Raw genomic sequence first — 20,967 nt, 5'->3', positions numbered from 1 at the left:
TGAAACTCGCTTTGCTCAGACAGTCAGACCCTAAGAAGAATATAAAACTTCATCTATCAAGCTCTTGAATTTTATAACACCTTCAAAAGACATGAAAATCCTTTTTAAACCATCCATGATCGCATATCTACAAGGGGTGGATCTTTTTACGTAATTGGAAAGTTTGAAAATGCTCTCGTAGGCAGATTTGGCCTAGGAGAGCATTTTATTTAGAGCGCAATGTGCAGCGCATGTTTAAGTTTTTTCTTAGCTTTAATACTGTATCAGTAGATATTATGAATATCTGTTTTAATGATCCTTGTTAGAAGCAACAATAGAAGAGTTCTGGTTTGCGTTGGTGGTTCTCATGAGCTTTATGGCTTCTACTGCGGTTTCGTATATCAGGTACATTTCGTTGCCTTCAGAGGTGCTTCTGTCGCAGCGCTTTAAATTAGCTTCAAAGAACTCACTGGCTTTCTCGACTATGCTTGGGCTTATGATATGGCCGTTGCAGTAAAATGTTCCTGTTCCTTTATCATATCTGTTAGTTCCTTCATAAGTTGTAGCTGCAAATGTTCCTGCTCCCATGGCTGCAGCCAGACCGTTAATAAGGTCACGTCTGTTTGATGTCATGATGTTCCTCTTTCATAATCATAAATAATCACTTCATTGCATTTCGAACCGAAGATTATGATAATCTATCAAGAAACGAAAATCAATCAACAGTTTTCCACAAAAAAATCATTCAAAATTTTTTAAAAATACATCAACTTGTCCAATACATCATTAAGTGCAAAACAGCACGCAATAACGTATCCGTCAGCCTTGAGGAACAGAATTCATCCATTGGAGCTGCACTGGCTGGGGGGAGTTTGAAAAGTATTTTCGCGTTCTTTTGAAGAGGTTATTAAATTCAAGAGCGTGTTATCCGGATATTTATATTCTTCTTAGGGTCTGCATGTCTGAGCGAAGCGAGTTTCAGACCCTAGAATATAAATATCCGGATAACATGCCTTGAATTCTATAACCCCTTCAAGAACGCGAAAATACTTTTCAAACTCCCCCCAGCCAGCGCAGCTCCAATGGATGAATTCTGTTCCCCTAACGGGATACATGCCCCCCTAATACCATTTGTATAGTTTATAAATATAAGATGCAGGCTTGTTATAAGGAAGCCTTGTTTTATGCGGTTTTTAGGGCCGACTATAGCAGGCTATAAAGAGCGCATATTAGACGGCTTGTTTGTATGACACATATAATAACCGACAACAAAGGCATATATACTGACATGTTCTGGTAAAGGCAGTATGAACATATCAGTACGCCCAAACTGAAATATTTTAAAAGGAGATCATAAAATGCAGCCTATAGAAAGACCAAGATATTCGTGCATGCTTGGAGGTGCACTGGCTACTATAAGTTCGCTTCCCGGCGTTGTTCCAATCATACATGGAGCACAGGGATGCGGCGGAGGACTGTCCAATGCTTACTATCTGGGAGGACATCTGGGATCAGGATACTGCGGCGGTGTCAGCATCCCAAGTTCCAACATAGGAGAGAAGGAAGTCATATTCGGAGCAGCCAAGCGCCTAGAAACACAGATTAATTCAACACTTGAAGTGATGAAAGGAGACCTGTTTCTGGTTTTGTCAGCATGTATGACGGACATAATTGGTGAAGATATTGAAAGTGTTATCAGAAATATCAAGAATCCTGATAATGTCCCTGTCAGATATATAGATACAGGAGGTTTTCAGGGCAAGGCTTATGACGGATATGATGAAGTATTTTCATCGCTTTTTGAAGATTATATCCCTAAGGCTAAAAAAGATGAAAAGCTTGTGAATATCCTTGGACAGGTTCCCGGGTACGATCCCTACTTTAGAGGGAATCTTGAAGAGATTGCAAGGCTTCTTAGAGAACTTGGACTTAAGGTTAATACTTTCCTTACCCCCGATCAAAGCCATGAGAACATCTTAAGCGCAGGAGGTGCAGTTCTTAACATAGTCGTAAGTCCATTGTACGGAATAAAAGCAGCAAGGACAGCCAAGAGAGTACATGACATAGATTATCTTGTAACAGATCTCCCTATAGGCGCGGAAGCAACCAAAGAGTTTCTATATAGCATAGGATCTGCTCTTTCTCTTTCTATAGGGGATATAAAAAAGCTTGTGGATAAAGAGAAGAAAAGCTATTACGGCTACCTTGACCGCATAGCAGATTATGTTGCAGATACTGATACACAGAGCTATGCAATAGTTATCGCCAACAGTACAGATGCATTTGCATATGCCAATTATCTTGAAAATGAGATCGGTTATATTCCAAGGTATATTTTTATCACTGATCATCTAACTCAGGAAAAAGAAGAGCTCTTGACATCAAAGCTTGACGAATACGATTTTGGTCAAAAGCCTGAACTTATCTTCGAACAGGATACAACAGCAATCAGAAGATTTATAGAACAGCGTCACCCATACGAGGAATCAGAGGATTATGTAGACCGTCTTTCACCGCTTCTGGTTCTTGGAAGTTCCATAGATTATAAGCTTGCTCAGGAATATAACGGAGTTCTTCTTCCTGTAAGCTATCCCGTTTTTAACATCATATTAAATAAAGGATTTGCAGGCTTTAAAGGCGCAGGAGCGCTGTTTGAGAGCATCCTTAATACACAGCTAACAAGGGAGGTCAAGAAAGTTGTCTGATACAAAAACAAATATAATCCATGTAAATAAATTCCTGCATGATTTCGATAACAGAGAGCCCAAAAGCAGAGAATATACAAGAAATACAACAAATGCCTATGGCGGCAATCTTGATGATATGCTATCAGGAGCCTGCAGCGGGTGCCTTAAGAAATGCAACAGAGATTTTACACAGGCTATCTATTGCCAGAACACAGTATCAACGCTTCTGTCTATGTCCATCAAGGGCTCAGTTATCATTATGCATGGACCTATAGGGTGCGGATCTCAAAATCACAGTCAGGAGAGTAAGCTTAAGCTTGCACTTAAGCAAAGAGGCCTTGATCCTGAGGAAGCTATCTGGCTTAGTAGTAACATGTCTGAGGATGATGTAGTACTTGGCGGCGAGAAACCTCTTAAGGCAGCAATCAAAAAGGCTGACACTCTTTACAATCCCACCTGTATATTCATTCTGAATTCATGTGCTCCCGGAGTAATAGGCGATGACATAGAAGGAATCATAGATTCTGTCAGAGATGAGACCAAGGCTATTCTCGTTCCTCTCCATTGCCCCGGATTCATGGCCAAGGTATTCACTTCAGCATATGACGTGGTATATCACGGAGTCCTTAGGAATTTCAAGTTCACTCATGACGATGGCGAGTTTGGACTTGATCATAACAGCCCTGATTACCTTGCTCAGAAAAAAGAACTTGAAGAGCGCAAGAAAAAGACTGTAAACATCTACGTTGCATCCTCAATTTCAGCATTTGATGAAAAAGAGATGATACGTCTTTTGAATAAGCTAGGGCTCTATGTGAGGACTGTTATCGAATATAACTCTCCGGAAGAACTTAAAGATGTAACGAATGCAGCCCTTAACGTGTGCCTGTGCCATGTGCATGATATATATTTCGTGGAATTCCTTAAGGAAAAATACGGTATGCCCTACGTAACACCTTCTATACCCATCGGCATAAGTTCAACCAATAGCTTTATAAGAGATATAGCTGCATTTTTCGGCCTTGAAAAAGAGGCAGAAGAATTAATTGAAGAAGAAAGCAGGAAGGTATTAAAGGCAGTAGAGCCAATAAAGAATAGACTTCAAGGTAAAACAGCCGTTGTAAGCGGAGGATACTTAAGGATAGGTTCAACAGCCCTTCTTCTAAATGATATAGGAATTCAGGTTCTTGGCTTCAGGCATTTTAACTATGACGAATTCGGGAATGAGCTTTTCAAGGAAGTAAGAGAACGTATAGGCAATGTTACTAACAGCGTATCAACACAGGCATCAGAGCTTGTGAACCTTCTTAAAAGGTTAAAACCAGATCTGTGTATAACCCATACAGGAGCCGGCGTCTGGGTAGAAAAAAGCGGAATACCAACCTTGACTTTATTTTCTGAAAACTTTTCATACTTTGGGTATAACGGCGTATTTGAAGTTGCAAGAAGAGTTGAAAGAACCCTTGCAAACGGCAAGTTCTCAAGAAATCTCAAAGATAATGTAGAACTTCCCTTTAGAAAGGAATGGTATCTCAAGGATCCTTATCACTATATAACGGACTTCAAGCAGAATAATACAGGTAAGTCATATTCGGAAGTATATGCCAAGGAGGAGAATCCTGCTTAAGGGTCTTATAAAGGTCTGGTAAAAGAAATAATAAAAAACAGTCAAAAGAGGAGATATTATGAAAAAGGTTTTAGATATTTAAAAAGTATACTTGTTACCATACTTGCAGCATCGCTTCTTCTAAGTGGATGCGGAAAAGGAGGTGAAGAAAAAGCCTCAGCTGAAGGCGAAGTTTTAAACGTAGCTTATTTTCCCACATCATTTAAGAGTAGCCTAAGCACGATAGCATATGTTAAGGGATTCTTTGAAGAGGAAGGAGTCAATGTCAACCTTGTGAATCTTCAAAGCTCGGCAGATTCACTTGTAGCCCTTCAGGAAGGCAAGATCGATGTTAATCCCCTTGGCATCACCAACACGATTCAGGCCATAGAAGACGGTGAAGGAGGAGTTGTGATCATAGGAGGATCTGCTCAGGCCGGAGGTATCATAATCACTACGCCTGAAAATGCAGACAAATTCAAGGATCTAAATAACTGGAAAGGAGCAACCTGGGCAACCGGAAGAAGCTATACAGGTGACTTCGTTGTAAGGCACTATCTGTCAGAGATTGGAATAGATTCCAATGTGGATGTATCATCTGTTGATCTTGGAGATAACCTCTCTATCATACAGTCTGTATCCAAGGGTGAAGCTGATGTTGGATATATAACTGCAGACGGAGCCAGAACAGCTCTTGACTATGGCCTTGAACTCATAACAGACGTTGATGATATAGAGCATGCATACCCGTGCTGCCGCATAAGTTCAACACAAAATGCCGTAGATACCAAAGGCGACCAGCTTGTAGCATATCTTAGAGCTGTTATAAGAGCATATGATTTCATACTGGCCAATCCTGACGAAACAATAAAAATCTTCACAGACCTTACATCACAGGACGAGGATTATGTTAGAGACGTCCTGTACGGCGACTTTGCATCAGCATATGTTCCTGATCCCGCAAGACAGAAAGTTCTTAACTTTTCGCAGTATCTACTGGAAGCTCAGGCTCTTTCAAGCACAGACGGAATCGAAGAAGCTATCAATGTTGACCTTTACAAGAAGGCTCTTGATCAGATACTGACCAAGTACCCTGACAATGAGAACTACAAGACTCTTCTTGAGATCTATAATGAGTTCGATTCCTGAGAAAAAAGATTATATAAAAGGAAATATCATATAAAAGAAAGGAGACTGCACTATGGGTAAGATAAGATTTCAGAATGTATCTCTTAATTACAGTAATGGAAATACTGTCAAAAACGTACTTGAAAATATAGACCTTGAGATTAATAAAGGGGAATTCGTCTGCGTCATAGGCCCTTCCGGATGTGGCAAAAGTACTCTTTTGTCACTTCTATCAGGGCTTAACAAACCCACAAATGGGACCGTGACTATAGACGGGCAGAAGATCAAAGGCCCCGGGACAGACAGAGGAGTTGTGTTCCAGCATTATTCTCTTTTCCCATGGCTTACTGCCAGAAAAAATATAATCTTTGGCATAAAACAAGCCGGTAAGGAAAAAAATAAGGCAAGGATTCTCAAAAGAGCACAGTACTTCCTTGACAGAGTAGAGCTTTCTGATAGCGGTGACAAGTATCCTTTTGAATTATCAGGCGGTATGCAGCAAAGGGTAGCTCTTGCAAGGACTCTTGCAATGGATACGGATATCCTTCTTATGGATGAGCCTTTTGGAGCTATTGACCCTAAGGTTAGATATGAGCTTCAGGATCTTACGCTTGAGCTTTGCAAGGATGGAGATGCCAAAAAGACTGCTGTGTTCGTAACTCACGATATAGACGAAGCAATCTTCCTTGCAGACAGGATCATATTCATGAGCCCCGGCGGTGCATACAAGGATATCAAAATCCCTGCTTCTATAAGGAATTTGAGAGACAGATCTTTATTATTTGTAAATAAAGACTACAAAAAGTTACATGATGAGCTTGTAGGTCTTTTCTACAACGATGCAGATGAAGGCAAGGGTCGTTCTAAAGCCTCTTACATAGAAGAACATGAAATAGAGGTGGCTGTGTGAATAGAATTGTGAAAATATTATTATCTGTACCGACAGTACTTTTTCTGGCCAACTTACTTATCACGATTCTGGTGGAAGGCAAAAGAGAGGTGGAATCCAATACCGTATATATCGCGGTACTGGTAGGAATCTGGCTTTTATATATTGTTAGGAATATATATACCAAAAATATAGTCAAAAAAGCTTTAATGACATAATCACAGTTATCTACATTGTATTTCTTGCTATCGAGCTTAGTACCAGAGTCTTTGACAGTCTCAACAAGACCCTTTTCCCGGCAATGGAGGATGTTGCCTTTATATTTGCAAAAGACTATCAGATGATGCTTCTGAATATATTAAGCTCACTTGAAATTCTTGTGATTGGCTATGGGATCGCACTTGTTCTGGGCAATTTCCTAGGGCTTATAATCGGCTATAATGACAGGCTGCGGGAGCTATTTTTCCCAATAGCCAAGGTGGTGAGTCCTATACCGCCTATGGTGTACACGCCGTATCTTATTGCGATCCTTCCCAATTTCAACATGGCGTCTATCTCGGTTATTGCCTTTGGACTATTCTGGCCTATATTTATGAATATGATAATACGTATAGAGGGTATGGAAAAAAGGATTCTGGATTCTGCCAGGACTCTCAACGTAGACACGCCTACAATGCTGTTTAAGATAATCCTGCCGTATTCACTTCCGGGGATTATCAAGAGTATCAGGGTTCAGTTCTCGGTTACTTTCATGATCCTGGTGATGGCTGAGATGATAGGAGCTAAGTCAGGTCTTGGGTTCTATGTTAAGAAGTTCTCCGATTATATCGACTTTACAAGGGTGTTTGCAGGTATCATCCTTATAGGCTTTGTGATCGCGGTAGCGAATTCTTTCCTTCAAAAACTTGAAAACAGACTCATTAAGTGGAAGCCCGTGTAATGGAACGTGATCCTCCGCCAGATTGGCATGCGCCAATCTGGCTTTTTTAATTGATGAAAGTACGGCTTGATAATATAATGATGTAAGCATAAAAAACATTTAGGAGGGATTGGTTTGAGACTGATTTTTATAAGGCATGCACAGCCTGATTATTCTATAGATGGGCTTACTGAAAAGGGTAAAGTGGAAGCGCAGCTTCTTGCAAAAAGGACAGCGAACTGGGATGTAGACAGGTTCTTTTGTTCACCTCTGGGTAGAGCGAAAGATACGGCGGAACCTACGCTTAAAGCTCTTAACAGGGAGGCTACGATCTGTGACTGGCTTCAGGAGTTTCATTATAGGGTAGAAGATCCCTATACCAAGGATTTGAGAGTTCCGTGGGATTATTTCCCGGAGTTTTTCACAACTCAGCCTTTAATGCTGGATCCTGATACGTGGTATGACTGTGATCTGTACAAGACCAATCCGGAGATTAAGTCTAAGTGGTTTGAAGTTTGTAACGGGCTTGATGATATCCTTAAGTCATACGGATATACCAGAAACGGCAAGTACTATGATTATAAGAATCCTGATGGACCGGATCTTCCTGCAGAGATAGGTGATATTCAGACAAGGGGCATCATGGAGTATCAGGTAAGGGATGAAGATGACAATAAGACTATAGTTTTCTTCTGTCATCTTGGAGTTGAATGTGTGATGCTTGCCCATCTTCTGTCTATATCACCTGTAACTTTGTGGCATGGGACTTTTGAAGCGCCTTCATCAGTTACAATTGTTAATGCAGAGAAGAGATATCACAATCAGGCCTTTTTCAGAATTCAGGCACTTGGTGACACATCTCACCTTTATGCAGCAGGAGAGTCTGTTTCCGGTTTTGGCGCTTTTTCTACTGTGTTTAGTAAATGATGTTGGCTTTTTGATTTGGCAAAAGATGTTACAGAGTAGGAGATTAGAGTTTTAGCCAAGTGACAATATAAACCTTACAATATTCGATGAATCGTTATGTTATAAAACTGAAATTATGTATTTCGAGATTGTGATGTGAGCCGATTTTCTTGAGTGAATTGCCAGGCGAATCTAAAGACTACCTGCGTCAGGAAATGAAGAATATTCAGCAGTATGAAAAATCTAAAACAATTCTAGCAACTAACAGATAATTAATGATAAATCTATTCCTTCTTAGATGTGTACAAGTCGGGATTTCTATTAAAGATTTCGATCATCTTACTATTTGAACAGTAAATGATATGTATGTTGAAGGCATCAATGACACCAATAATAACTCTGCATTGGCTACACAGGAGGATTTTGATTAGTTCTGACACAAATGATATATCGTGATATAATGAACATATATATGATAATGCAGGAGGGATATATGAGCATTAATGCTAGTAAATTATGTTGTCCATCTTGTGGAGCGGGAATTGATATGGATATTAATGGCAAAAAAAATATCTTTTGCCCATATTGTGGTACGCAGTTTGAAGTTGAAAGTAATGAGATAACAATAAATAGTAATATTAATAAAAATATATATATTCATAAACGCTATACCGATGACGCTGCGATTGAAAAAGAAAGAAGGAAAGAAAAAGAAAGAGCAGATGCTTTTGCTACAACGATAGAAATTCAGAAATTGGAATACAAAAAAGAAAAAAGAACAATGATTATATGCATAGGAATGATGCTTTTGGGCTTCTTGATGATTGCTCTAGTTGGAATCTGGGAAGAGTCTGAGGAAAAATCCAAACTTGCAGATGGTTATATTAAGATTGGCCAATCTTCTAAGGATATGGAAGGAAAAAACTATAAAGTTGTTTCTGAACAGTTGAGAAGCGCCGGCTTTAAGAATATTGTTACTATTGATCTAGAAGATGAAACGTGGTTTTTGCAGAATAACGATGACGTTGAAAGTGTTTCAATCGGAGGTGTTACATCATTCGAAACTGGAGATTTTTTTAATCCTGATGATAAAATCATAATTTCATATCATTAATCGAAGATTAAAAAGCTATCGAAGTAGTAAAGATTAAAGGGGACGCATTTATCGATAAATGCTCCTTGTTTTTTAGCGGCGCACCTTCTGGTTTGAGAAGAGTTCAAAGTGAATTAAACATAATATGTAAATAAAATCATGAACCTTGGTGATGGCGCCAAGGTTCTTTTTTGAATACCAGCCTTGCATTCATACTAATATAAAATATAATATTAGCATGAAAGTTAGTGACGCATATGAATAATATAGAGAACATAGTAGATAATTCTGGAACACTTCTAACAATTGATAATTCCTATGGTCATAAGATCCCTATATATAATCTTGAACGAACTATCTACGATCTTGTAAGATCCAGAAGTTGGTTTGAAATACAGGATTATAAGACGGTGTTAAAGTCATACATTGCTCGAAAGGATAAGGAGCTTAATAAACTTATGGAATATGCAAAATCTTTTCGTATTGATAAAAAAATCAGAGAGTATATGGAGGTAATGCTTTAATGGTTGGTGTTTCTATGCGTTCAACTATGGACAGGTATATTATATCTCCGATGGAAGGATTTAAAACAGGATATTCGTGAGCAAAAACAGGATATTGAAGATGTAAAACAGGACATTCAAGAAACAAAACAGGACATTGAAATACAAGATGGGCTTAATTCAAAGACATAACAGCATATTCGAGACCTGTTTTTGGAATTCGGATACGATAGATTTTTTGGAAAATCGTATGTGCAAAATATTCTTGGAACAACAGCGTCTCCGGCATCTGCTTTAATAAAAAGAATGTTGGAACTGGAGCTGATTTATCCAATGAAAGGTAAGGGGAAAGGAAAGTACATTTTTAAAAATGGATCATAGAATGAAACAAAATGATAGAATTTACACGTTTACCCATACACTGATGCTTCTTGTCGCATCATTTTTCTGGGGGACGACCTTTGTAGCGCAAAGTCTTGGAGCAGAATACGTGGGTGCCGGGACATATCTTGCGCTTAGAACTTATATCGGTATCGCATTCCTCCTACCCTTTGTGATATACAGAGATAGGGAGGAGTATAAGGTCTATAAGAAGGGTTCTTTGAGGAGGGATAATTCAATAGAATCCGCAGATGGTGATATAAAAGCATCGTTTATAGATGGAGCCTCATCTTTATTTAAAGATAAGAGAAAAAAGGAAATAGAAGCCTTTATTAAGGGTGGCCTTCTTGCAGGACTTTTCATATTCCTTGCAAGCTTTGCTCAGCAATACGGCATTGCTTATACATCTGTTGCTAAGGCAGGATTTCTTACAGCTCTATATGTAGTATTTGTGCCTATTATCTCAGTTTTCTTTGGCCGAAAGTTTAATAACAATCTATGGATCTGCATTTCGCTTTCTGTTGTAGGTCTATATCTTCTATGTATGAAGGGGAGCTTCTATCTGGAGATGGGAGATGCCTTGATGGTACTGTCTGCGCTTGGATTTTCAGTTCAGATCCTGGCAGTTTCAAGGTATTCTAAGAGAATTGATCCTGTTAAGCTTACATTATCCCAGTTTATTGTAGAAGCAGCCTTATCAACAGTAGTGATGCTGGTTTTGGAACGTCCTGAACTTAGCTCTATCATAAGCGCGCTTCCCGCGATCCTCTATGCAGGAATCTTTAGTAGCGGCATAGCATATACACTTCAATCACTTGGTCAAAAGAACCTTAATCCTGCAATTGCTTCAATTGCAATGTGTCTTGAGAGCGTATTTGGAACACTGTCCGGCTGGATAGTGCTAGGCCAGAGCTTGTCATTTCGCGAAGCAGCAGGCTGTGTTTTGATGTTTGGAGCAATCGTTCTTTCACAGTTTCTTGGAAGCAGTGATTCTAAAGAGACCTCTAAAAAAAAAAGTGTAATTTCTGATTAAAATATCTTTTGATCCTATACAGGTGGCAAGGAAAATAATATATGGGAAAAGACAAAAAGAAAACTAAAGCGGAATTGATACTTGTTACTGGACTTGTTATAGTAGCTGGATGTATCTACCTGTATTTGCATTTTGTTGGAGCAGTTAAAGGCGCTAAAGTGCAGATTCTGGTAGATGGTGTAGTTACTCAGGAATATGACCTGTATAGTAACCAGACAGTTGCCATCGAGACTGAGAACGGCGGACAGAATATACTGGTTATTGATAATGGTGAGTGTTATCTTGATGATGCCAACTGCCCAGATAAGCTGTGCGTGTCGCAGGGCATCATATCGAAGTCCGGTCAGAGTATCATATGCCTTCCTCACAAAGTGGTTATCACCATAGAAGGCGCTGATGAAGCAGAAGTAGATACTATAGCAAAATAATTGTCATGGAGGAATAAAATGGATTCAATTTTAATTAAAGACACAACAAGAGAGCAAAGAGAACAGATAGTAGCTGAGTCGATCGGCAATATAAACGGATCATGTGATGGCTGCATGTCCGGCCTTGTTGAGATGTATCAGGATTATATTGATGGCAAAAAAGAAATCCGCGATATCAACATGGAGTTCAGGGCTCATTATGAGTCAGGCGTAGAAGGACCTGAAAAAGCAGATTGTGGCTATAAGTATTAAGATAAGTCAAACTTCCCACTTGGATGGACCAACATCTTCATGTAATGCTTTGGGGACTCTGACCCATCCAAGTGGGAAGCTAAGATAATAATATTGAGAGGTGCACAATGCGTACTAGAGCAGCTAATCTTGGATTACTTCTCGGCGTAGCTCTGATTTTATCATACGTCGAATCTCTGATTCCTTTTGCCTTCGGGATTCCGGGGATGAAGCTTGGACTTCCTAATGCAGCAATACTTATTGTATTATATTTATACGGATGGCAACAGGCGCTAATTATAAACGTGCTTAGAATTGTTGTTTCCGGTTTTTTGTTTGGCAGTATGTTCGGCATTTTATTTAGCCTTGCCGGAGCGATCATCAGTTTTGCTGCCATGTGCATCTTTAAAAAGGCAGATTTTTTTTCTATAAAGGGAGTATCAATATGCGGGGGCGTAAGCCACAATATAGGGCAGATGCTTGTGGCGGTATATGTTGTTAAGACAAGTGGCATCCTGTATTATCTTCCGGTTTTGATGATTGGCGGCCTTATAACAGGTATACTTATTGGAATCATAAGTGAGAATATCATTCCCAGAATCAGGAGGGAGGTAATCCTCAGATGAGCTAGTCATGGAGGAATAATATGCTTTTATATCACTACTTTGACAAGAAAACAGGGCCATTTCGAAATCTGTCGGATTTAAGCGAGGAAGAAGCTAGAAAGGTACTTCTGACCATAAAAACTGAAAAACCTGAAACAATGTGTGCCAAAAGGCAGGACAATTATATTGCTGACAGAAGGCGGTTCGAAGAAATACTAAGAAATGAGTTCCTGAAAAAGGGCGGGATCATTGAACGAAAAGCCCCTCATTATCTTGTGGTTGGTGAATGCCCATGGCTACAGAGCTGGTTCGAAGACTGTGATCATATAGTCATAGATACGGATGACTTGGATCTTCGCACAGTTTCTTTTACCTATGGAGATTCTCATCCAACATTCAGCGGCAGAGTCAATGATGGCAAAGAGTACAGAAAGAAAATCTACACATATGATGAGATAATCGGTGTGATAGGAAGGTATGGCCTTCCGCAGGACTGGAATCCTGATGGGAAATATGGTCCTGAACGGTACGTCGAAGCTCATGTGTGGAGTGACAGAGGAATATTTAGTAGCGGCTGTACTGGTTAATAAATATAGGATGATAGACAAGCTTTATAGAATTTGTCGAGGCAAGAGGATATTAACTATGAAAAAGCGAGTGGAAAATGTATTATGTGTACTCCTTTCATGCATTGCAATTACGGTGGCAATAATCGGATTGTTTTACTTAGATGGAGGAGAATCCATTCTTGTAAATAATATTTACGGACAACAGGTCGAATTGTATGGAAAAGGTATCTATGCCTATAATTCTTTGATAACGGTATCAGGCAGATTGGGGGCTGATTGGATTGGAATCCTTTGCGGAATTTTTATGATTTCTTTATGTATATTTTGGAAAAAGCAAATGTGGGCTAATCTTATAAAAACAGCCCAGAGTATGATGTTTGTTTATTATTTTGCCTGCCTTGTATTTAGTATATCTATGAATAGATTGTATTTGTTATATGTGCTTGGATTTGGATTAAGTATTATTTTATCTATTATATTAGTGGAAAATAATTTTAAGCAGATAGTAGTAAAAAAATCATCAAAGGAATGCAAAAATCCGGGAATTAGTTTATGCCTTGGAATATCAGGTCTAGTTACTATTGGGATTTGGATGTCAATGATAGTCCCATGCATAATAGCTGATAATTATGGGGAGTTATTAGGTGTCCTTACAACAGAATCAACATATGCGATAGACTTGGGAATATTGTGCCCTGCCATGATTATATGTGCGATACTTGTTCAAAAGAAAATAGACTTTGGATATAAAATGTCTCCAATATTGTTATATATACTGTTTTGTGTAGGACCAATGGTAATACTTCAGAATATATATTGCTATTTTTTAGGCATATCTGTTTCGATTCCTGCATTTATAGGGACAGTATTATCATTTGTAGTTATGTGTATTTTTGCATTGCTCTTTTTAGTTAAGTCACTACGATTATTGGAAATGGCTAATAGTATTTCATAAATGAATAGCCAAATTCTTTAGGTTAAATCGCAATAAGATCAAACGAAAGGGCAGTTATTGTTATAATTCAAGCTGCTTTTTCGTTTGACCTTACAGCGATTCTAACCTATATTGATCAAAGGTGAACAAAAGACAATTATATAAGAGGATTTAAAGATAGGGTATACAATTAGAATAGCAATTCCAGAAGATGAACAGAGAATTGACAGATAGAATGATAGTATGTGTAAGCGAACAAAATATAATGGATGCTGCTAGTATTCATTCTATATCGTGGAAAGAATCACATAGAGATTTTTGCACTCAGGAGTTTATAGAACTACATTCACCTGAAAGGCAGCAGAAGTACATACACGATAAGATTAACAAAGGAACCAAGTTCTTCATGCTTGTAGATGAAGAGCCTGTGGGTGTCGTTTCTGTAACAGACAGCTTGATTGAGGATCTTTATGTTCTCCCGGAAAAGCAAAAAATGGGATATGGAACGAAATTACTGCAGTTTGCAGTTGATCAATGTTCAGATCCCCCTTCATTATGGATTCTTGAGAACAATGTTAATGCAGAAAGACTTTATTATCGTATGGGCTTTACGAGAACTGGGAGAACCAACACAATTACAGATAAAATTGCTGAAATTGAGTTGTCATTGAAATAAGCTTACACTTTGATCGAGATGGAGGCAAAATGTTTTCAGAAGGATTTCCTATTGAACTTCATGAGGAATATTTAAAAGTGCTTTCTGTAATCAGTAAAAAGACTGTTAATAATGTTTCTTGTGGAATATTAGATGGATATAACTCTGACAAAGAAATCTATTATTTGTCAGATGGAAGTGAAGTGCGATTTCCCTACAGGATGTATTTTGAAGATGATGAGTATGCTTACAGTAGTTTAAACAATATTGAAAAGGCGATATATGACTGTATCTATACAAGACACTGTGATGGCCATATAAGAGAAATGCACCTTAAAAGATTATTAGCTACTGGAATGCAAGAATGGTTCATGCCATACCTATTAAGATTATCATCTGAATACGTAGTTGAGATCGTAGAGCTTTTATATGAAACAATAAAGGATAGGGACAATCAGGCAATACAGGATTTCTGTCATAATAATCCTTTACTTCTAAAATGTGCTTATATAAGAATGACAAGTTATTGGGAATACTATTATAAAGAGCGGTATCCGAAGTTTAAACCGTATGTTGGACGAAAACTATTTAAAGAATGTTTTTCGCCACATACAAATTTTGAAAAATTATAGAAGATTACGAGGATGAAAATGTGATTCGTGAGGCAACAATTGATGATGCTGCCAGAATTGCTGAGATAGATGTAACTCTTCTGCAAATAAACAAATTTGGGGTTGAAAGTGCAAAATATAAATAAATTTGAGATTATAAAGAAATATATCGATGAATACGATTATTGGGAGCTGCTTGCCTGTCATGCACCAAATGACGAATTTGATAGTTACTCGAAACAACTGTCTGAAATGATTACAGAGAAGGATTCGGTTGAAGATATTGCCAAAATGATAGCAACTATCATGGACAAATCGTTTGGAGAAGAAATAAACCCAAAGAAGTTTATTACTACTGCGGGTAAAATAAAAAAAGCATTATATGCGCAGGAGTAAAAACGTTTTAATTCCGGTTTGTTTAAAAAATCAGGTTTTGGAACAGGCGAAAATATGAGTTTTAAATCTATACTAAAAGAATTATTTAAGAGTGACTACAAAATAACTAGCGTAAAAAGATACGATTCCGGCTTGATCAAGGCTCAGACATCTTCTTTAAGATGGGGAGACGATTTTTCTTTGTTATGCATAAAAGAAGAGCAGATCCCTTACGCTAAGAAGTGCCTGGCTTTTTTAGATGCCATTATGGGTATTATGATCCGGATGCAGATCCCAGCATGAATTATGCAGATAAAGAATAGATATATCAATAGGAAGGATACTATGTGAAAAGTAATATTGCTTTGTGGAAAAATATGCAGTGGTAAGAGCTATTATTCAAGAAAATTAAGAGATGAATTAAATGCTGTAATTATATCTCCTGATGAAGCAACCTATGATTTGCTAAATAATGAGCAAGGGGAATTCTATGATATTTTTTCAAAAAGGTTAATTAAGTATTTAACTAAAAAGTTGGAGAAATTGCACAAGCAGGAGCTAACGTAGTTTTTGAAAGAGGCTTATGGTCAAAAACAGAAAGACAAGAAGTCAGAGATTATTATAAAAAATTAGGGATTGATTGTGAGATTCATTATGTATGTGTTGATGATGCAACCTGGAAGCTAAATATTTCTGAAAGAAATAAAAGAGTTCAAGAAGGAAATGGAGGATCGGATTTTTACTTAGATGAAGGTCTTATGGGAAAGCTAGAATCTCTTTGGGAAGAACCAGGTGAAGAAGAATATGATACCTTATATAAGGTAGATAGAAACTAAACGTTAAGATAAATCGATATTTGTAGGGCTCTTCTATAAGCGAAAAGCTTGATAACTTCAAATTGCCAGAGGACATGATGAGAAAGAAATTATTATTATTTATTATTTATGGTTTTATATTTATATCTTTGTTTTATGGATTTAATCTTCAGAAACCTTCACTTTCGGTAGATTTTGGTGATGGTACTATGTACGCAGTATGTTATACAGAAGCGGGAAGGTTAATAAATAATATAGTTAGCGCTATTTTTGAAATCATAATGATTATTCCGTTGATTATAGATTTATTGAATAAAAAAAAAATTAACGTATAAGATATGGCCTATATTGGTTAGTTATACCATTGCCTTGGGTATATGTTTTATTATGATTTTCCATTATAATCCTATAGCAGATTTATCACACAAGGCATTTATATTTTTAATGAAAATGTCGTAAAGATGCAATATTTGGAAATCCTTTGAAACTATGCTTCTTGAATGGTGCAAAAATAGTACCAACAAATTGGAAGGACTGAAGTTTGAAAATGTTCCATTTTCAAACCCAAATTGATGACGCGAGCTCCATCAATTTGAACCATTAGTCACTCGCTTTGCTCGCGACATGAGGTTAAAAAATGGAGAATAAAAAAACGGGATTAAATTCTAATCAGATTAAGCTTATCGCTATTATCGCAATGACAATCGATCATTTGGTATGGACGATATTTCCAGGAACACAGCATATCTGGTATGTATATGCTCTTCATATCATTGGCAGGCTTACTGCTCCGATTATGTGGTTTTTTATTGCAGAGGGGTGTTATTACACGCATAACAGGAAGAAATATATTACGAGATTGTTTATACTCGCGGTTATATCGCATTTTGCATATGATTTTGCATTTGGGATACCGTTTGTTCCACTGTCAACAGGGATATTTAACCAGACAGGTGTAATATGGTCGCTTGCTTGGGCCGTTGTCATTGTTGCGATTCATGACAGTGGGAAGGTCTCAACGCCAGTGGAAATAATTCTTACTGTTATTATAAGTTTAATCGCTTTTCCATCAGATTGGTCAAGCATAGCTGCGATGTGTCCTTTTTATCTGTATCTTCATAGAGGAAACTTTAAGGCACAGGCACGAGATATTGTGTTATGGTCAGCAATCTATGCCTCGGTATATTTTCTGTTTTTGGATAAGCCTTATGGAATACTTCAGATGTTTACTTTCCTCACGATTCCGATTTTGGCAAAATATAACGGAAAGCGTGGTGAGTGGAAGGGCATGAAGTGGCTGTTTTATTTCTACTATCCGGTACACTTGTTTGTTATAGGAATTGTCCGGATTTTGTTGCATGGCAACATATCAACAATCTTTTAAATGCATTATCAACTTCCAGTTTGCAGAGATGCCGTTGGTAAGAGAGGTATGCCATGATACTTGAAACGAAAAGATTGATCCTCCGACCGTGGGAAGAAAGCGATGCGGAGAATTTATTTAAATATGCAAGTCATCCTGATGTGGGACCAATCGCAGGATGGGCGGTTCATACAAGTGTAGAGAATAGCCGTGAAATAATCCGGAGAGTTCTTTCAGCGCCGGAGACCTATGCTGTAGTATTAAAAGAATCAGGCCAGCCTGTTGGCAGCATTGGACTTATGTTTGGGAAAGCCAGCAATATTGGCCTTCCTGATTCAGAAGGTGAAATCGGCTACTGGATCGGAGTTCCGTATTGGGGACGAGGACTGATACCGGAAGCAGTCAGGGAATTGATGCGCTACGGTTTTGAAAACCTGAAACTTAATAAAATATGGTGTGGTTACTTTGATGGGAATGAAAAGTCAAAGCGTGTTCAGGAGAAGTGCGGTTTTCATTATCATCATACGGCCTATAATGTGCCCTGTGCCATAGAGGGTGTTCTCCGAACGGAACACATAACATGCCTTTCCAAAGAGGAATGGCAGTCTGTCAGATAACTTCAAATTGAACAAAATCACTGCACACAGCCTAGGCAGGCCATCGCGCAGCGATTTTGTTCAATCGTGGCTTTTCGAACTGTTACTATAGCTGACAAAACTACGCAAAGTAGGAAATGTAACATTTTTTCATCCCATCTATAATTGCATCACAGGAGAGGAAAAGTATGGAGTGGATATCGTCTTTGCAAAAAGCAATTACCTATATGGAAGAGCATCTTCTTGAGGAAATCAATTATGAGGATGTTGCAAAGCATGTGCACATTTCAAGCTACGAGTTTCATAGAGCTTTCAGCTTCCTAACAGGAATCACAGCGAATGCTTATATCCGAAATCGAAGATTATCTCTGGCCGGAAGTGAACTAGTAGATACTGATATCAGAATCACCGATATTGCACTGAAGTATGGGTACGATACTCCGGAAAGTTTTACAAAAGCTTTCACCCGTTTACATGGCATATCACCTAGCACTGCCAGAGAAGGTAATGCCAAATTAGTACTTTTCAATCCTCTTGTAATAAAAATTACAGTAGATGGAGGAAAAACAATGGAATACATAATCGTACAGGCAGAAGCGAAGAAATTTATAGCATTGGTAAGGAGCTTTAAAACAGAAATCATAAATGATGAGGCCAATCATGATGTGGCGGATTTCTGGACAGAGTGCAATGCCAAGCAGATGCTTTCTCCTATATGGATGCTTAGGGAGGATGGAAAGCGTGACCTATACGGGCTATGCTCACCAACTACTGAAGACTCTGATACTTTTGATTATGGGATTGGAATCATCGTTGATGAGGATACTGCCGATTACAATCCGGAAGAAATCAAAAAAGCAGGCTTTAAAATCTGGGATGTCAATCCTGGTACATATGTAGTTTTTGATTGTAAGGGTGAAAATGGAGACTGCATAGCTAAAACTTGGTCTCAGTTTTATAAAGAGTTCCTTCCACAATCCGGCTACGAAGCATCTGAAGAGACTGATTACGAGCTGTACTTTGATAGTGAGCATGAGTACCTCTTCTGTGAACTTTGGATTCCTGTAAGAAAGAGGTAATAGATGGATAGACCAATCACAACATTGTTCATGCTTATGTCTGTTGATGGGAAAATAAGTACCGGAGCATCAGGAAATACAAGGAAGTTTTTTGAGTTGGTAGCAAGCTTATGACTATAGGTGCCTATAGCATAGATTTATGTCAGTATAGATAAAAAACCAAGCATTGTGGAAGCTTTAGTGGAAAAGAAGAGGTATTATCACATGGAATTATATACAGGAAGACCTGCAGATGAAAAAGGGCGACTTGAAAGGGAGCTACGAGTTTATAACTATCTTGACAAGCTCGGAATAGAATATAAACGTGTAGACCATGAGAGCGCCACAACTATGGAGGCTTGCCTTGAAGTTGACAAGGCACTTGGGACATTGATGTGCAAGAATCTGTTTCTTTGTAACAGACAAAAGACAAGGTTTTATCTGCTCCTTATGCCAGGGGACAAGAAGTTTAAGACCAAAGAGCTTTCAAGCCAGATAGGCTCTGCCAGATTATCTTTTGCTGATGCGGATGATATGCTTAAGTATCTTGATATAGAGCCTGGCGCAGTCAGTGTTATGGGACTTATGAATGATAAGGATAAAGCGGTCACGCTTCTAATAGATGAGGATGTTATTACTGGCGAGTATATCGGGTGTCACCCTTGCGTATGCACTTCCAGTATGAAGATCAAGACTTCTGATATCATGGATAAGTTCCTACCTGCAACTGGGCATGATAAGAAGATTGTACATCTTGTAGGAGAGGACTGAAGCTGAAAAATACCTTTTATCTGGTGGCTAGTGACAAGGCGTAAGGATATGAGAGAAAGGCCGGTGGATCAATTCTTCCAAGTTGGTGCATCCATGCATCGGCCAATATCTGTTCGGGATTATTCTCAGCATTTATGTTATAATTATATCGGTCTGCTATGCAGGCCGTTTTTTTGAATAAAAACTCAAATAGGGAGATCTTATGATAGCATATGTTCAGGGGATTCTTGAAAATCTCGAAATAGATAAAGCGGTAATAGACGTAGGCGGCATCGGATATGAAGTTAATATATCTGCATCAACCTGCGACAGGATGCCGGGGATTGGAGACAATGTTAAGCTCTACACATATATGAACGTGAAGGAAGATGAGATGAGCCTTTTTGGCTTCCTTACAAGAGATGAGATCCGCATGTTCAGGATGCTCATCACTGTAAGTGGTATAGGCCCTAAGGGTGCACTTTCAATTCTTTCTGTATTTGATACAGATGATCTTAGATTTGCAATCCTTGCAGGAGATGTCAAGACAATATCCAAAGCCCCCGGCATTGGCAAAAAGACTGCAGAACGCCTTGTACTTGAACTTCGTGACAAGATATCCAATACAGATATCACAGGCACAGAAGGTATAGGACAGGCAGCAGGCAGTGCATCTACCGGCAAATCTTCAGGCGAAGATGCATCTTCAAGAGATGAAGCCGTTGAAGCTCTCGCTGCCCTTGGCTATAACGCTACAGACGCCATGAAAGCTGTTAGAAAAGTTCTTTCGGCTTCGGATGAAAAACTTGATACCGAGGCTATATTAAAGCTTGCACTTAAAGAACTCTTTTAA

The 20,967-nt window shown here is 38.5% G+C and carries 26 protein-coding genes and 2 pseudogenes; 27 read left to right on the top strand and 1 reads right to left on the bottom strand.

The window, feature by feature from the left end:
- Positions 1 to 288: 288 nt before the first annotated feature.
- Positions 289 to 612: a hypothetical protein gene (locus I7804_RS12080; RefSeq protein WP_022752779.1), complete on the bottom strand. Its 324-nt coding sequence runs from the start codon at positions 610 to 612 to the stop codon at positions 289 to 291.
- 725 nt (positions 613 to 1,337) lie between these two features.
- Between I7804_RS12080 and I7804_RS12075 the strand changes: the two genes are divergently transcribed.
- The 27 genes and pseudogenes from I7804_RS12075 (at position 1,338) to ruvA (ending at position 20,967) form a co-directional block, all read left to right on the top strand.
- Complete coding sequence (locus tag I7804_RS12075) at positions 1,338 to 2,684, top strand: nitrogenase component 1 (protein ID WP_027215634.1); 1,347 nt, start codon at positions 1,338 to 1,340, stop codon at positions 2,682 to 2,684.
- Positions 2,677 to 4,293, top strand: coding sequence for a nitrogenase component 1 (locus I7804_RS12070; protein WP_248403689.1), 1,617 nt, complete (start codon positions 2,677 to 2,679; stop codon positions 4,291 to 4,293). The genes I7804_RS12075 and I7804_RS12070 overlap by 8 nt, the downstream gene beginning before the upstream one ends.
- A gap of 15 nt (positions 4,294 to 4,308) precedes the next feature.
- Positions 4,309 to 5,421, top strand: a complete 1,113-nt coding sequence (locus I7804_RS12065) for an ABC transporter substrate-binding protein (protein WP_331477889.1) — start codon at positions 4,309 to 4,311, stop codon at positions 5,419 to 5,421.
- A gap of 52 nt (positions 5,422 to 5,473) precedes the next feature.
- Complete coding sequence (locus I7804_RS12060; RefSeq protein ID WP_248403688.1) at positions 5,474 to 6,310, top strand: ABC transporter ATP-binding protein; 837 nt, start codon at positions 5,474 to 5,476, stop codon at positions 6,308 to 6,310.
- A 280-nt stretch (positions 6,311 to 6,590) separates the two neighbouring features.
- Entirely contained in the window at positions 6,591 to 7,229 is a 639-nt protein-coding gene (locus I7804_RS12055) for an ABC transporter permease (protein ID WP_248403687.1), read from the top strand.
- Positions 7,230 to 7,343: 114 nt separating this feature from the next.
- Positions 7,344 to 8,135 carry a histidine phosphatase family protein gene (locus I7804_RS12050; RefSeq protein WP_248403686.1) on the top strand — a complete coding sequence of 264 codons (792 nt, stop codon included), beginning with the start codon at positions 7,344 to 7,346 and terminating at the stop codon, positions 8,133 to 8,135.
- Positions 8,136 to 8,607: 472 nt separating this feature from the next.
- Positions 8,608 to 9,228: a zinc ribbon domain-containing protein gene (locus tag I7804_RS12045; protein WP_248403685.1), complete on the top strand. Its 621-nt coding sequence runs from the start codon at positions 8,608 to 8,610 to the stop codon at positions 9,226 to 9,228.
- A gap of 236 nt (positions 9,229 to 9,464) precedes the next feature.
- Complete coding sequence (locus I7804_RS12040; protein WP_248403684.1) at positions 9,465 to 9,731, top strand: hypothetical protein; 267 nt, start codon at positions 9,465 to 9,467, stop codon at positions 9,729 to 9,731.
- 192 nt (positions 9,732 to 9,923) lie between these two features.
- Positions 9,924 to 10,091, top strand: a complete 168-nt coding sequence (locus tag I7804_RS12035; protein WP_248403683.1) for a hypothetical protein — start codon at positions 9,924 to 9,926, stop codon at positions 10,089 to 10,091.
- Between the two features lie 43 nt (positions 10,092 to 10,134).
- Positions 10,135 to 11,124: a DMT family transporter gene (locus I7804_RS12030; protein ID WP_248403682.1), complete on the top strand. Its 990-nt coding sequence runs from the start codon at positions 10,135 to 10,137 to the stop codon at positions 11,122 to 11,124.
- Positions 11,125 to 11,165: 41 nt separating this feature from the next.
- A complete protein-coding gene (locus tag I7804_RS12025) occupies positions 11,166 to 11,552 on the top strand; it encodes a NusG domain II-containing protein (RefSeq protein WP_248403681.1) in 387 nt (128 codons plus the stop codon).
- Positions 11,553 to 11,570: 18 nt separating this feature from the next.
- Complete coding sequence (locus I7804_RS12020) at positions 11,571 to 11,804, top strand: hypothetical protein (RefSeq protein WP_022757952.1); 234 nt, start codon at positions 11,571 to 11,573, stop codon at positions 11,802 to 11,804.
- Between the two features lie 107 nt (positions 11,805 to 11,911).
- Positions 11,912 to 12,409 carry a Gx transporter family protein gene (locus tag I7804_RS12015; RefSeq protein WP_248403679.1) on the top strand — a complete coding sequence of 166 codons (498 nt, stop codon included), beginning with the start codon at positions 11,912 to 11,914 and terminating at the stop codon, positions 12,407 to 12,409.
- A 20-nt stretch (positions 12,410 to 12,429) separates the two neighbouring features.
- Positions 12,430 to 12,975 (top strand): hypothetical protein, encoded by a 546-nt coding sequence (locus tag I7804_RS12010; protein WP_248403678.1) that lies wholly within the window; start codon positions 12,430 to 12,432, stop codon positions 12,973 to 12,975.
- Positions 12,976 to 13,033: 58 nt separating this feature from the next.
- The gene (locus I7804_RS12005) at positions 13,034 to 13,912 is read left to right on the top strand and encodes a hypothetical protein (protein WP_248403677.1); all 879 of its coding nucleotides are present in this window, start codon (positions 13,034 to 13,036) and stop codon (positions 13,910 to 13,912) included.
- A 190-nt stretch (positions 13,913 to 14,102) separates the two neighbouring features.
- Entirely contained in the window at positions 14,103 to 14,567 is a 465-nt protein-coding gene (locus I7804_RS12000; protein WP_248403675.1) for a GNAT family N-acetyltransferase, read from the top strand.
- A 29-nt stretch (positions 14,568 to 14,596) separates the two neighbouring features.
- Entirely contained in the window at positions 14,597 to 15,178 is a 582-nt protein-coding gene (locus I7804_RS11995) for a hypothetical protein (protein WP_248403674.1), read from the top strand.
- A 96-nt stretch (positions 15,179 to 15,274) separates the two neighbouring features.
- A complete protein-coding gene (locus I7804_RS11990; protein ID WP_248403673.1) occupies positions 15,275 to 15,553 on the top strand; it encodes a hypothetical protein in 279 nt (92 codons plus the stop codon).
- Between the two features lie 18 nt (positions 15,554 to 15,571).
- The gene (locus tag I7804_RS11985; protein ID WP_248403672.1) at positions 15,572 to 15,835 is read left to right on the top strand and encodes a hypothetical protein; all 264 of its coding nucleotides are present in this window, start codon (positions 15,572 to 15,574) and stop codon (positions 15,833 to 15,835) included.
- A gap of 57 nt (positions 15,836 to 15,892) precedes the next feature.
- Positions 15,893 to 16,368: pseudogene (locus I7804_RS19410) on the top strand (AAA family ATPase).
- A gap of 77 nt (positions 16,369 to 16,445) precedes the next feature.
- Complete coding sequence (locus tag I7804_RS11980; RefSeq protein WP_248403671.1) at positions 16,446 to 16,682, top strand: hypothetical protein; 237 nt, start codon at positions 16,446 to 16,448, stop codon at positions 16,680 to 16,682.
- 302 nt (positions 16,683 to 16,984) lie between these two features.
- A complete protein-coding gene (locus tag I7804_RS11975; protein WP_248403670.1) occupies positions 16,985 to 17,731 on the top strand; it encodes a TraX family protein in 747 nt (248 codons plus the stop codon).
- A 53-nt stretch (positions 17,732 to 17,784) separates the two neighbouring features.
- Complete coding sequence (locus I7804_RS11970) at positions 17,785 to 18,327, top strand: GNAT family N-acetyltransferase (protein ID WP_248403669.1); 543 nt, start codon at positions 17,785 to 17,787, stop codon at positions 18,325 to 18,327.
- A 167-nt stretch (positions 18,328 to 18,494) separates the two neighbouring features.
- Positions 18,495 to 19,385, top strand: coding sequence for an AraC family transcriptional regulator (locus I7804_RS11965; RefSeq protein WP_248403668.1), 891 nt, complete (start codon positions 18,495 to 18,497; stop codon positions 19,383 to 19,385).
- 3 nt (positions 19,386 to 19,388) lie between these two features.
- Positions 19,389 to 19,457 (top strand): annotated as a pseudogene (locus I7804_RS19290) (deaminase); the annotation flags it as partial.
- Between the two features lie 132 nt (positions 19,458 to 19,589).
- Complete coding sequence (locus I7804_RS11955; protein WP_248403667.1) at positions 19,590 to 20,135, top strand: prolyl-tRNA synthetase associated domain-containing protein; 546 nt, start codon at positions 19,590 to 19,592, stop codon at positions 20,133 to 20,135.
- Between the two features lie 202 nt (positions 20,136 to 20,337).
- Complete coding sequence (gene ruvA / locus I7804_RS11950) at positions 20,338 to 20,967, top strand: Holliday junction branch migration protein RuvA (protein WP_248403666.1); 630 nt, start codon at positions 20,338 to 20,340, stop codon at positions 20,965 to 20,967.

It is taken from the genome of Butyrivibrio fibrisolvens (assembly GCF_023206215.1).
Classification (GTDB): Bacteria; Bacillota; Clostridia; order Lachnospirales; family Lachnospiraceae; genus Butyrivibrio; species Butyrivibrio fibrisolvens_C.
This window is presented reverse-complemented; position numbering and strand designations above follow the sequence as displayed.